The sequence below is a fragment of the Erythrobacter crassostreae genome, assembly GCF_019204045.1.
Classification (GTDB): Bacteria; Pseudomonadota; Alphaproteobacteria; order Sphingomonadales; family Sphingomonadaceae; genus Erythrobacter; species Erythrobacter crassostreae.
Map to the genome: position 1 here is coordinate 747,983 of NZ_JAGSPC010000001.1, position 13,072 is coordinate 761,054.

12 protein-coding genes and 1 tRNA gene are annotated in these 13,072 nt (G+C 58.2%); 4 read left to right on the top strand and 9 right to left on the bottom strand.

Annotated features, from left to right (window positions below; genetic code table 11):
- Window positions 1-25 precede the first annotated feature (25 nt).
- Genes KCG46_RS03780 through KCG46_RS03795 form a run of 4 tightly spaced genes read right to left on the bottom strand, consistent with a single transcriptional unit; the run spans window position 26 to window position 4,973 of the window.
- Window positions 26-526, bottom strand: a complete 501-nt coding sequence (locus KCG46_RS03780) for an FKBP-type peptidyl-prolyl cis-trans isomerase (protein ID WP_218403986.1) — start codon at window positions 524-526, stop codon at window positions 26-28.
- A complete protein-coding gene (locus KCG46_RS03785) occupies window positions 526-1,848 on the bottom strand; it encodes an amidohydrolase family protein (RefSeq protein ID WP_218403987.1) in 1,323 nt (440 codons plus the stop codon). The genes KCG46_RS03780 and KCG46_RS03785 overlap by 1 nt, the downstream gene beginning before the upstream one ends.
- Window positions 1,845-3,248, bottom strand: a complete 1,404-nt coding sequence (locus tag KCG46_RS03790; protein ID WP_218403988.1) for an amidohydrolase — start codon at window positions 3,246-3,248, stop codon at window positions 1,845-1,847. Before KCG46_RS03790 ends, KCG46_RS03785 begins: the two co-directional genes overlap by 4 nt.
- A 51-nt stretch (window positions 3,249-3,299) precedes the next feature.
- Window positions 3,300-4,973 (bottom strand): peptide MFS transporter, encoded by a 1,674-nt coding sequence (locus KCG46_RS03795; RefSeq protein ID WP_255551751.1) that lies wholly within the window; start codon window positions 4,971-4,973, stop codon window positions 3,300-3,302.
- A gap of 183 nt (window positions 4,974-5,156) precedes the next feature.
- Between KCG46_RS03795 and KCG46_RS03800 the strand changes: the two genes are divergently transcribed.
- A complete protein-coding gene (locus KCG46_RS03800) occupies window positions 5,157-5,495 on the top strand; it encodes a GntR family transcriptional regulator (protein ID WP_218403989.1) in 339 nt (112 codons plus the stop codon).
- Between the two features lie 180 nt (window positions 5,496-5,675).
- Complete coding sequence (locus tag KCG46_RS03805; RefSeq protein WP_218403990.1) at window positions 5,676-5,957, top strand: integration host factor subunit beta; 282 nt, start codon at window positions 5,676-5,678, stop codon at window positions 5,955-5,957.
- A gap of 22 nt (window positions 5,958-5,979) precedes the next feature.
- Here the strand turns inward: KCG46_RS03805 and KCG46_RS03810 are convergent, their stop codons facing one another.
- Window positions 5,980-7,662, bottom strand: coding sequence for a cation:proton antiporter domain-containing protein (locus KCG46_RS03810; protein ID WP_218403991.1), 1,683 nt, complete (start codon window positions 7,660-7,662; stop codon window positions 5,980-5,982).
- A gap of 148 nt (window positions 7,663-7,810) precedes the next feature.
- Here KCG46_RS03810 and KCG46_RS03815 point away from each other — a divergent pair.
- Window positions 7,811-7,895 (top strand) — tRNA-Leu (locus KCG46_RS03815).
- A gap of 147 nt (window positions 7,896-8,042) precedes the next feature.
- Window positions 8,043-8,672: a PilZ domain-containing protein gene (locus KCG46_RS03820; protein WP_218403992.1), complete on the top strand. Its 630-nt coding sequence runs from the start codon at window positions 8,043-8,045 to the stop codon at window positions 8,670-8,672.
- 32 nt (window positions 8,673-8,704) lie between these two features.
- Here the strand turns inward: KCG46_RS03820 and msrB are convergent, their stop codons facing one another.
- The 4 genes from msrB to KCG46_RS03840 all read right to left on the bottom strand — a co-directional run bounded on the left by msrB (window position 8,705) and on the right by KCG46_RS03840 (window position 13,042).
- Window positions 8,705-9,205 carry a peptide-methionine (R)-S-oxide reductase MsrB gene (gene msrB, locus KCG46_RS03825; protein WP_218403993.1) on the bottom strand — a complete coding sequence of 167 codons (501 nt, stop codon included), beginning with the start codon at window positions 9,203-9,205 and terminating at the stop codon, window positions 8,705-8,707.
- Window positions 9,206-9,290: 85 nt separating this feature from the next.
- Entirely contained in the window at window positions 9,291-10,628 is a 1,338-nt protein-coding gene (locus tag KCG46_RS03830; RefSeq protein ID WP_218403994.1) for a cytochrome P450, read from the bottom strand.
- 102 nt (window positions 10,629-10,730) lie between these two features.
- Window positions 10,731-12,047, bottom strand: a complete 1,317-nt coding sequence (locus KCG46_RS03835; RefSeq protein ID WP_218403995.1) for an ABC transporter permease — start codon at window positions 12,045-12,047, stop codon at window positions 10,731-10,733.
- Window positions 12,044-13,042 (bottom strand): ABC transporter ATP-binding protein, encoded by a 999-nt coding sequence (locus tag KCG46_RS03840; RefSeq protein ID WP_218403996.1) that lies wholly within the window; start codon window positions 13,040-13,042, stop codon window positions 12,044-12,046. Before KCG46_RS03840 ends, KCG46_RS03835 begins: the two co-directional genes overlap by 4 nt.
- Window positions 13,043-13,072 lie beyond the last annotated feature (30 nt).

A 13,072-nucleotide genomic window follows, 5' to 3' on the forward strand; every position in this document is an offset into this window, starting at 1 on the left:
CCCTGATTCCCCCTTTGGATCGAGGCTATTTGACGATTGCGATCAGCTCGACCTTGAAGAGCAATGTGGCATTCGGCGGAATTGGGCCCCTGCCTTCGGCTCCGTAAGCCAAATCGGATGGGATCGCGATTTCGATCTCTTCACCGACAGCCATTTGCGGAACTGCCAGTTTCCAGCCCTCGATCAAACGACCAAGTGGAAAGGTCGCAGGCTCACCGCGCGGATAGGAGCTGTCGAACACGGTCCCATCGATCAACTTGCCTTCGTAATGCAACGTGACTGTATCGGCGACGCTGGGCCTATCCTCAGACGCGTTATATCTGGTCCACCTCCAGCGGAGGCCGCCATCCATATAGCGCCAGCCATCGGCCGTTTTGAGGTCGAACAGATAGGTTTGCTGCGCGGTATGCCACGCAATATCGTTGACCGCTTGTTCTTCGGTTGGATCAGCTGTTTCTTCCTGAGCCAAAACCGGAGAGGCAGCGATGAAAGACGCAGCGAGGGCCGCTGATTTGATCGCTCGCATCACCAGTCGTAAGCCTTAGGGAGATCGCTCTCGTCTAGATCGCGGTACCGTTCTTTCAAACGGCTCTGATGGTTGCCGAGTGGTTGCTCAACGCCGCCAATAAAGACAGTTGTCGGAACCGAGGTTACCTCGAGCGGGTCACCGTCCCAGATCACAACATCGCCTAGCGCTCCCGATTTCAGGACACCGGCTTTGCCGCCCATGCCGCTGATCTCTGCGGGGATTGAACTGATCGATGCGAAAGCCTCGCCCCATGTGAGGCCGGAGGCTCCCGGCATTTTGGCAAGGCCGACAAGGTTGCCAGCCTGCTGCGCGAGGCGGCGCGGGTTTTCCATGCCTGCCGCGTTCAGGCCGACTTTCACGCCCGCGCGCTTCATCCGTCCGACATTGCTTTGAGTCGATGCAAGTTGATCAAAACCGCTCGGCAGAGCATCGAGCGGATCGGCCAGCACAGGCACTCCCGCTGCTGCGATTGCGTCTGCGACCATCCAGCCTTCGCTGGCACCGACCAGTACCATATCAAGGCGCGGGAATTCGGTCTTGAGCGCCAACACGCTGCGGATATCCGATGCGCGTTCGACGGCGACATATAGTTTCTGGGTGCCAGCGACGACGGGCTTCAAAGCCTCTGCATCAAAACGGTTGAGCAGCACTTCGCCATCGGCGGTGATCTCGGTCGTTTGCGGAGTGCCGCTGCCTGACAATGCTTGAGCCTCACGCAGTGATGCGCGGAACAAGGTATAAGTCGCAGCGCGGCTTCCGCCTGCGCGGCGTGCCCCGCCTTCGCCCAGGTCGACCATTTGAAATGCGCGGGCTTGCACAATCGGATTGCCGTCAGCGTCCAGATCGATGATCGCTCCTTGTCCGGCGAAAATCGATGCCGAAGGAAGCGTGGTTGTCGCTGCGCGGGTGATACCGGCGGCGCGGTGGATCAGGATGTTTTGCGAGTTCGGGTTCACCGCCGGAGCCACATCGAGCGATGCGCTGAACGGAGCGCCGCCTGCGCGGCTGTCGTTTGACTCGCTGACTGCTCCGACGTCGACGAGGCCTAGAGTAGTCACGGTGGCGAAGAGGCCCGGTGTTACCCAAGCGCCGTCTGCGTCGACGACAAGGTCTGTGGCGAAGGCTTGCCCGTTTGCCGTTCCAGCATAGGTGACGCGGCCATTTTCAATCATGACCACGCCGTTTTCAATCGGATCACTGCCGTCGCCAGTGACGACGGTCGCGTTGGCGATGACCACATCCTGCGCCGCGGCAGGCGCGGCGGAAAGGGCGATGGCGGAGGCCGCCCCAAGGATTGCTATGTTCAGGAGCCGCTTCATTTCACATCCCCTTCGCCTGGTTGTCCAAGCTCGAAATCGCTTACCGGACGGCGTTTGCGGTCCATTGCGTCAAACATCAAAGCGCCGTCGATCCAGACCTTCTCTGGCCGCGAATAGACAGAGAGCGGATCGCCGTTCCATAGCACCACGTCGGCCATTTTGCCGCTTTCAAGGCTGCCCGTCATATCGTCGATGCCCATCGCCTTTGCCGCGTTGAGCGTGATCCAGCCGATCACTTCGGCATCGGAAATTTCGACGCCCATCCGCGCGCCAGCAGCCTGCGCTTTGGCAGCTTCCTGATTGAGACGCTGAATATCGTTCTGGCTGTCGGAATGGATGACGACGCAGGCGCCCTCTTTCTGGAGCAGCGCGGCGTTTTCCATGATCGCGTCATACGCTTCCATCTTAAAGCCGTACCAGTCGGCCCAGATCGCGCTGCACACATCGTTTTCGCGCAGCAGATCGCCGATCTTGTACGCTTCAACGGCGTGGTGGAATGCGGTGACTTTGTAGCCGACCTCTTTCGCCATATCCATCACCAGCGCCATTTCATCCGCGCGGTAGCAATGGTTGTGAACGAGGATTTCGCCCTCGAGAACACCTTTCAACGTTTCCTTACCAAGGTTGCGTTTGGCATCATCATTGTTGGCATATTCAATCGCGTCATACCAAGTCTGACGGTTGACTGCGAAGTTGCCCATGCGGGTCGAAGGCTTACGCCCGCGTCCGCCATAGACGCGTTTCGGGTTCTCACCGCAGGCCATTTTAAAGCCGTACGGCGCGCCCGGGAATTTCATGCCTTGAACCGTGCGGCTCGGCACGTTCTTTAGAGTGACCGAGCGTCCGCCCATTAGGTTCGCCGAACCGGGCAGGATTTGCAGCGAGGTGATCCCGCCATTGGCCATCGCGCGGCTAAATCCGGGGTCCTGCGGCCAGACCGAATGTTCGGCCCATACATCGGGCGTAGTCGGCGCGGTGGCTTCATTACCGTCATTATGTGCCTGCACGCCTGGGGAAGGATAATCGCCTAGGTGTGAGTGGATGTCGATGATGCCTGGTGTGACGAATTTGCCGGTGCCATCGAGCACGGTGTAGCCTTCGGTCGACAGATCGCTACTGCCGACGGCTTCGACTTTGCCATTTCGGAAGAGGACAGTACCGCCCTCGATCCGGTTTCCAGCGCCGTCATAAACGGTTGCACCGACCAAGGCGGTCGGCGCGCCGGGATAGGCGCTGTAAGTTGAGGGGAATGGCCCTTCCGCTTCGGTCTTGGCGGCGAAGCGCGGCGCATCATCAGATCCGCTGTCATCGCCTGCCGTATTGGCCGAACCGGTCGTTGCACAACCCATCAGCGCAAAGGCGCTGGCGGCTGCAATCCAGACTTTCTTAGTCACATTCATTCCCCTGTAGGTTTCAGGTTATTGGGCTACCAATTTACTGAGCTGCCAAATCTACTGAGCTGGACGCGTGCCAGCTGCTGCTGGTTCGCCAAGCTCGGCTTCGCCAGCAAGGTGATCGCCCTCTTCGTCTTTCAGCGTGTCGAGATGCATCAGTTTCTTAACAAGCGGGCTGACGAAGCAGACCAGAATACCGACGACCAGAGCGACTAGGCCCATGCTCCAATACGCTTCGAGAGCGCCTTCGCGGGTCATGTTGCCGCCTTCGCCTTCACCCATGAGCGAGCCCATGAAGCCTGCGACATAGTTGCCGCCTGCAGTGCCGAAGAAGAACGCCGCCATCATCAGGCTGGCCATGTGCTTCACAGAAAGCCGGTTCATTGCCGAGAGGCCAACTGGCGAGAGGCAAAGCTCGCCAGTGGTCGACAACAGGTAGAAGATGAACAGGAACATCACCGGCATCATGATAGCGCCAGCATCGCCTGTCGTGCTGAAGTTTTCCGCGCCCCAGACCATCACGATAAACGCAAGGCCCATTTGCGCGATACCCAAGCCCATCTTGGCAGGGGTGGAAGGTTCGATCCCTTTGCGCGCCATCCATTGCCACAGACCAGCGAATAGCGGGCCGAGCAGGATGATGTAGATCGGGTTGATCGATTGGAAGAAGGTGGTTGGAATGCCGCCTTTATCAACGTGACGATCGGTGAACAGGTTGAGCGATCCGCCCGCCTGTTCAAACAGACCCCAGAAGAGCGGCATCAGCAGGATCAGGAAGATCATCGCGAACACTCGCTCGCGCGCTTCTTTGTCCAGCTTGAACGCTTCGAAAAGGACGTACGCTAGAAGCGCGATGCCCGAAGCCAGCAATATGCCGCCGACCAGGCTCTGATACTGGATCAGGAACCAGATCACCGCGACACCGGCAAAGCCGACGCCGTAGAGCAGCCATTCGAGATTGATGCCTGCAAACTTCTCTTTCAGTTTCGCAGGGTTCGGGCTTTCGCCGTTACCTTTAAGCAGTGGCTTTCCGATGATGAACACGATCAGGCCGAGCAGCATGCCGAAACCGGCAAGGCCAAAGCCCAATGCCCAGCTGACAGTTTCACCGAGATAGGCCGCGATCAAAACGCCTGCGGCCGCGCCGAGGTTAATCCCCATGTAGAAGATGGTGTAGGCGCTATCGCGGCGAATATCGGTGCGCGGGTACAGTTGACCCACGATCACAGAGATGTTCGCTTTCAGGAAGCCCGAGCCGACAATGATCAACGCCAGAGCCAGCCAGAAAATATTGAGGGTGGGATCGTTGGCATAACCCGAACCGTCGCCTTCAAACGCCATAAAGAAGTGGCCGAGCGTAAGCAGAACAGCACCGAACAAAACCGCTTTGCGCTGGCCGAGATAACGGTCCGCGAGCCACCCACCGAGGACCGGCGTGATGTAAACTAGGCTGGTATAGGCACCGTAGATCAGGTTCGCGCTGCCATCGGAATACATCCAATGCTTGACCAGATAGAGCGTGAGTAGGGCACGCATGCCGTAGTAGGAGAAGCGCTCCCACATCTCGGCAAAAAACAGCATGTAGAGGCCTTTGGGATGACCCATGACCTCCTCTTGAGGGCGCGTTACCGCCCAAGCGCCGCCGATCAGGAAGATGCCGAGAACGATCGAAGCCACAACCATGGCCCAATCCCCGTATCCCCACATCGCAAATTCTTTGAGTTCGCCCATCTTTTGCAGATCCCTAGTATATTGTCGCCGCGCCCGACCCCCCGGGCGCATTATGCGGCGTACCGTAACGCCCAAATCCGTGGTGTGAAGCTTTTGTTGCACGGTTCATCGCATGCTTCACGAGGGGCGGGAACTTGACGCGCCTCGCTGTATTATGGCACTGATGCACTTTGCGAGGATGTTATGAGCCAAAGCCGACCCGTTTACCTTAAGCTGCGTGATCAGATCGCAGCGGCAATTATTCAGGGCGAATACGCTGAAGGCAAAATGCTGCCTTCCGTTCGCGCGCTAGCGGCCGAGCAAGGCGCGAACCCGTTGACGGTCGCCAAGGCATATCAGCAGTTTCAGAATGATGGGCTTGTCGAGGTTCAGCGCGGCGTGGGCATGTATGTCGTCTCAGGTGCAGCAGAACAACTGCGCACCCGTGAGAAAGAGCAGTTTCTGAAAGAAGAATGGCCTGAGATTCGCGCACGGATGCGGCGGCTCGGCCTTGATCTTAGAGAACTTGCCGAGTGCACCTGAACGGCTTTTTTTGTGCCGTAATGAGAAAAATGCAACTTTATCTGCGCTACGGCTTGCCACATCGGCGTGGGCGTGGCAGCGTTTCTGCACGAAATGCCTTTGGGTCGGGGCAATGTTGAGGGGCAGGGCCGGTTCGCGTCATTTAACGCGGGCGTCTTGGATCACTGGGAAGTCAAAAATATGATTAGATCCGAATTGCTGCAGCAATTGCACAACGACAATCCGGAATTGCGCGCGGAAGAAATCGAGCAAGTCGTCGATATCTTCTTTGATGAAATCACTCAGCGTTTGGCCGAGGGTGGCCGCGTCGAACTGCGTGGTTTCGGTGCATTTTCAACGCGAGAACGTGAAGCCCGCACGGGACGCAATCCGCGCACTGGCGAATCTGTCGAAGTTCCGGCCAAACGCGTCCCGTACTTCAAGGCAGGCAAAGAAATCCGCCAGCGCTTGAACGGATCTTAACGCTCTACACGCTTTCAAAAATTTAGGCTGCGGCCCGCTCTGGCTCGTCATTGGCGAGGCGGGAGGCTGGTAGTTTGCGCGGGTGATCAAGCGCGGTAAACACCATATCGATCACTCGTTCAGGCCCGCCCTCACGCGTCACATCAACTGGCATCATGCCCAGCTCGCTAAATTCTTCAAGCGCCTCTGGCCCGGGTAGACCGATCACCCGTTCGATATCCGGAAGCCTGTCCTCAACCAAAGGCGCAAGTTCGCGCGAGATATTGAGGTTGTTGGTGGCAACCACCACGACTTTTCGCTTGCCCATGCCGATTGCATCCCAGCTGCGCGGATCGCTCGCATCGGCGTGGTGCACAATATAGCCATCGGCAAGAGCGGTTTCGAACCGTTCGGCATTGGGATCCACGGCGAGATAGTCGATATCGTTGTAGGACAGCGCATCCGCGACACCGCGCCCTACCGGGCCAAGACCGATGATAACGACCGGCGCGTTGTCCCCTTCAAGCTTTTTGTCCGCTGGCCCGGCGCGCAATTTGCCGGCCAGTTTCCGTCCGACATTCGAAATGAGCGGCGTAACTGCCAAACTGATCGCAATTGCCGAAACAAGGATGGACAGCGCTTCGCTATCAACCAGTCCCGCAACTGCGGGGATTGCAAACAGAACCAGAGCAAACTCGCTGCCTTGACCCAGCAAAAACCCGAGCTGGATCGATCCCGGTACTGACCAACGATTGGCAAGACCTGCGAGCACGTTGAATCCGCATTTCAATACGATCAAGCCAACCGCAGCCGCGATCACAGTAACCCAGTTATCGGCGATTATCGCCGGATCGATACTAAGACCAACCGATATGAAGAAGAAGCTGAGGAACAGTCCGCGAAACGCGTCGATCTCTGTCTGGACCATGATGCGATAGCGCGAATCTGCCACGGCCATCCCGCCAAGGAACGCGCCCAGCGTTAGCGAAAGGCCCGCAACACCGGTTGCCCAACCCGCCGCCAATGCAATGAAGAGGGCCGTTGCGGTGTAAACCTCGCTGCTGCCAGCACGCGCAATCAATTTAAATAGCGGCCCGACAAGATACCTTGCAAAGATCACGGCTATTCCAAACGCGGCCAAAGCTTTGACGCCAGCGAGGCCCAGCTGCGGAGCAATCGGACCCCCTGTGCCCAGCGCTCCGGCTGCGACAAGCAATAGGATCGCGGCAATATCCTGAAAGATGAGGATGGATTGCGAAGCGCGCCCGACCGGACAATCTTCCTGATTGCGCTCCCGCACCAGCCCGATCACGACGGCGGTCGATGACAGACCCATGGCAAATCCGCCGATAATGGCGAACTCGGTCGGCAGGCCGATTGCCCAGAATAGTGCTGCAAATCCTCCGCCTGCGACCAGCATTTGGAGGCTGCCGAACCCGAAGATATTGGCTGCTTCCGCGCGGATTCGCCCAAGCGAGAAGTGCAGGCCAAGATTGAACAACAGGAACATAACGCCCGCTTCGGCCATGGCCGCAACAACCGGCCCGCTGAAATCGTCGGCATAGCCGAGTGCGGCAATCGCAAGGCCGAGACCAAGATATCCAACAATCGGGTTGAGGCGGCAAGCGCGCGAAACCAGCGCAGCTCCGATGCCAAGCCCGAGCAGTGTAATTGCCGGCTGTATCGTTGCGACCACCGAATGTGCATCGTGAATTTCGCCTGCCATTGCCGCCCCTAGTTGCGAACTCAGAATAGAGTGAAACGTGCATCGAGAGATGGGCGCTACAATGCAATCTGGCAAGCGGCCCGTTTGACCGGTTGCCGTTCGCAGCGCCTCTGGCTATCGCGGCATTTCAGTCGGCAATACCGGCTTGGCGGGTGTGGCGGAATGGTAGACGCCGGGGACTTAAAATCCCCTGATCTTTGATCGTGCGGGTTCGAGTCCCGCCACCCGCACCAATTCATTTGGCTAATCCAGTATCGAAACCGAAGTGCTGCATTAGCGCAGTTTTAACCCGAACCTCGGTATCGGTCAGGTCCGAAGCTCCTCGACCAACCACGGTTCTCCGTCTTTGATTGTTCAATGCGGGGCCAAAGCGACCAGATATGGATAACATGGCGACCAATCCGCGCGTTGAAGCAGAACCAGGCCATTCGGCCGAATCGCGCGTGGCACCCCGCTTTACGCTGCTCATCCGGGCTGCGCGTTTGGTGGCACATGAGGGCGAATTTGTTTGTGTGATCCGCGATGTGTCCGAGACCGGCGTGAGCGTGCGGTTGTTCCATACGCTGCCAAAAGGCGATCCGCTGGAACTGCATATGCCTGGCGGCGGGCGCTATGAGGTGCGTCCCGTCTGGGAGCGTAACAACGAAGCCGGTTTTGAATTTACAAAACCCGTTGATGTCGCCCAACTGATCAATGAAGCCGGTGAATACCCGAAACGCGGTTTGCGCCTTGGCGTTTTCTTCCCGATCACGGTCGGTACGCTGACTCAATCATGCGAAGGGGTCGTCGAAAACCTATCGCAACAAGGCGCCCGGTTCGAATGCGACAATGTGTTCGCGATTGATCAGACCTTGCGTCTATCCAGCCCTGAGGGGCTAAAGGAAATCCGCGCGAAAGTCCGTTGGCGTCGGGATAATCAGTATGGTGTCGTGTTCGATGACACGTTCACGCTTGGTGATTTCGCCCGTTTGGCAGCAAGGCTACAGGCGCCAAAACTTCTTTCCAGCTAAGCCGCTTGTGTCGGACAAAATCCGGAATCGGCTTATGCCGGGACAAAATCCATAGCGATGCCGTTGATGCAATGGCGTTTGCCGGTTGGTTTGGGTCCATCACCAAATATGTGCCCAAGGTGCCCGCCGCAATCGGCGCAGTGCACTTCGGTGCGGGCATAACCGATCTTGTAATCGACAGAGGTGCTGACCGCGCCCTTTTCAATCGCTTTGTAAAAGGCAGGCCAGCCGCTGCGGCTGTCATATTTATGAGCCGACGAATAAATGCGATTGCCGCAGCCCGCGCATTTATAGACGCCTTTGCGTTTCTCTTTGTTGAGAGGGGAGGTCCATGCGCGCTCTGTCCCTGCATCACGCAAAATCCTGAATTCTGAGCGCGTTAGCTGGCGGCGCCATTGCGCCTCTGTCCGGCGGATACGGAAATCTTTGCGCGCCTGCGCGGGCGCCGCACCGCAGCCTGCGAGCACCGGCAGCGACGCGGCAATCGCTGCGCTGGAGATAAAGCGGCGGCGGCTGGAAAGTCCAAATTTCATCGCGTTTCCCTCCTCGGAAACTAAGGCGTGTCATGTATAAATACGTTGGAAAACGCCGAAAAGTTTCACTTGGGCAGGGAAGCGATCAAAATTCTGTGATTTCCACTTCGAGCTTGCGGAAGCCATGCACGAAGTTCGCCCGCACCCGTTCTACGTCACCTGCGACATGCACTCGCATGCGGCGCTTGTGCATCTCTTCGAGAAGGACGCGCAATTGCAGTTCGGCAAGCCTTGCTCCGACACAGCGGTGAATGCCGTAACCAAAGGCGATATGACGCTTGGCATTTGCGCGGGTCAGATCGAGCTTGTGCGGTTCTTCGAATACGCTTTCCTCGTGATTGGCCGCGAGGTACCACAGCACCACCTTGTCGCCCTTCTTGATGGTCTGGCCCATCACTTCAGTGTCCTCAGTGCAGGTTCGGCGCATATGCGCGAGAGGCGTCTGAACGCGGAGCATTTCTTGCACGGCGTTGGGGATGATGTCGGCGTTCTCTTCGAACAGCTTGCGCTGGTCGGGGAACTTGTCGAGCGCATGGATGAACCCACTCATCGAATTGCGCGTGGTGTCGTTGCCGCCGACGATCAGCAGGATAAGATTGCCCATAAACTCTTCCGGGCGCATCTGGTTCATGGCCTCGGAATGGATCATCATCGAAATGAGATCGTCGCCGGGCTCCTTGTCCATTGTGCGTTCCATCCAGAGCGACTGGAAGTAAGCCCCCATTTCATGCAAGAATTCCCAGCGCATTTCATCCAGCTCGCGCACGGTCGCAAGCTCGGTGTCGCCTGACCAGTCCGACCAGAATGTGAGCATGCGCCGGTCTTCCCAAGGGAAGCCGAACAGCAGCGCAAGCATCCCGGTGGTTAACTCGATCGAGACCGTATCGACCCAGTCGAAGACCTCTCCGCGCGGTAATGTGTCGAGCAGCTCGCCAGTGCGTTTGCGGATTTGCGGCTCCATATCCTTCATGCCCGACGGCGTGAACTTGGGAGCGACTGTGCGGCGCTGACCGGTATGCTGCGGGCGGTCCATTGCGATAAACATCGGCAATTCGCGCGTATCGGCGCCGGAAGCTGCTGTCTCTTCTTCGCTAAGCCGTTCGAGGATCGTAATCCCGCCATGCTCCCAGCTCGAAGAGAACGTTTCTGGAAGAGCCTCGATATGCTGGATCGCCTTGTGGCCGACGACCGCCCAATAGGGGCCATAGGGGCTTTCAGGAATATAATGCAGCGGGCCAGCTTCCTGCATTTCCGCAAAGATCGGCTGCCATTTGTCCTCGAAATAGATGTCCGAGCGGCTCACGTCCCATTTGTGCGAATGCTGCGGGCGTTCTTCCGGATGCTTTTCGAAATGCGATTTAAGCGCCTCGTATGCAGTAGGCGATGTGCGCACTTGTGGGCGCTGCGGGGCAGTCGTAGCCATATCTCTCTCCCGTAGGCGGCGTCATTTGCCTGACCGCCATTCCTTAGAGTCGCATCCTGCCGTAACTGACACAGGTGTCAATAGTCGGTTGCGATTTGCGACTTATTCTGCGGGCTCCACGGAAGATTGTTGCGCGGAGTTGGCATTGCCACGCTTACCAAACCAGCTGCGGCGCTTTTTCGCATGGCCGCCGCCGCCTGATTTCATCACGCGTTTGCGGAACAGCATCGATCCGCCTTTGACCAATACGATCACAGCAAAACCCTGCCAAAGCAGAGCGAGAGCATGGGTCCACAACGTCTCTTCGAGAGCAGCTCGCGCCAGCATCGCGAATGGCGAAGATAGTGGGAATATGATCGCGACGGTCTCGAGGACCGACCCGGGCATCGTCACTGTGTACGCCGCGAGGAAGAACACCATCAGCTGCATCATCGTCACGGGCATCGACATGGTCTGAACTTCGCGCACGGTGCTGGCCATGCCGCCAATCGTAAGGAACAGCGATCCGAGCAGCAGATAGGCCATTGAGAAATACAGGATCGCCAGCGTCATAAACATTGGCCAGCCGACAGCCGGGCCGGGAAGCTCGCGGTAATTGGTTTGTGTCACGGTGACGATGGCGTCCTCGGCTACCGCCCAGAAGCCCCAACCAAACGCCCCCCAAACGGCGATCCCGACAAAGCTCACGCCCAGCATCGCAAACAGCTTGCCCATAAACACCGCATCCATCGGCAGGGCTGCGGCGAGAATTTCGATGATTTTATTGCCCTTTTCCTCGGCGAGGTTGGACAGCACCATGCCGCCGAGCAGCATCGTCAAAAGGAACAGGATCATCTGCGCCGCACCCGCTGTGCGCAGGCGCAAAGAGCGTTCGGAAGCGGCGCTGGAAGTGACAAGAGCGGTCGAACTGCTTGGGAAAGTACTGGGTGAGGACCCCAGCGCGGTACCCGCGAGGAGTTCTACCGGGCCTTTCCATCGGGCGATTTGCCCTTCGGTGGCGGTGATTTCCGGAGCCGAAAGCGTGCCGCCGACGATGGCCACATAGTTGCCTTTACGCTGTTCAAGATAGTCGCGCGCGTCGAAGCCTGAATTGCCCTCTGCTTCGGGCACCTGAACCAGGTCCGGTACGCCTCCGCGCAATTGCGGTTTTAGACTGGCGGCAGCGGCTATCATCGCTGCATTGTCATCGGCGCTCATCGCGAGGCCGATCTCGCTGCTGACTGCGGCGCGGGAATTTTGGCCGCCAATGCTGCCAGCCAGCCCGCCGACCAGCACGGGAAAGAGCGGGCCGATCAAGAAGAATAGAAATGCGCGGCTAAACAGCACTGCGATAAAATCGCGGCGCGCAATGACCCAGGCGGCCTCTAACCGCGAAAGGCGTGGGCGCGCGTCGATGGCGGCTTGATCGTGATTGCTCATGATGCGCCTCCCGCCTGATCCGCCTCTAGCTGTCGGGCAGCCGCCTCTCCGGCGATAGCAACGAACGCATCATGCAATCCGGCGCGCTCGATAGAGAGCGACAGAATACCCGCTTCCCCTTCGATCAGGGTTTTGAGCAAGGGTTCGATCCCTGTTTCGGGAAGCGAGAAGTAGAAGAAGTCGCCTTCGCGGCGGGCATCATTGGGCAATGCATTTGCCCACGCGCCTTCGCGCATCCGGGTTTCTAGGCGGACTTGCGCCGGGATGCGGTCCCGGGCGGCCTCAACACTGCCCGCATAGGGCACTTTGCCGCCCGCAATGATGGCCACGCCTTCGCACAGACGCTCTGCATGGTGGATCACGTGGGTCGAGAAGATCACTGTCACACCATCATCAGCGAGACTGCGGATCATCCCTTCCAGCTTGCCCTGGTTGATCGCATCAAGACCGGAGAACGGCTCATCCAGAACGACAAGGCGCGGACGGTGCACCAGCGTGCCGAGCAATTGCACGGTTTGCGCCATGCCTTTGGACAGCTGACGGATCTGGCGATCAGCGGCATAGCCAAGATCGTGACGCTCCAGCAGTTCCAGGCCGCGCTTGCGACCCTCTGCCAGCGGCAATCCGCGCAGCGCGCCCATAAAGGCAATCGCCTCGACCGACTTCATTGCCGGATAAAGCCCGCGTTCTTCGGGAAGGTAGCCGATCAAGCGGCCAATATCGTGCGGGCGATCATGCCCGAAGACGCGGCGCACGCCGTCATCGGGATCAATAATGCCCAGCAGCATCCGCAAAGTTGTCGTCTTGCCAGCGCCGTTCGGGCCGAGAATACCGTAGATCGCGCCTTCGGGCACAGAAATGTCTACGCCGTCCACCGCGCGGGTGCCGTCGAAATCCTTCACCAGCCCGCGTGCCTCAATGGCGAGCGGACGATCATCTGAATTGGTTTCTACGACGTTGTGAGCCGTCATCTGTTCGCCTACTGTCATATGCATAAGCGCGGTGGTTAACGCGCGAAACTGAAC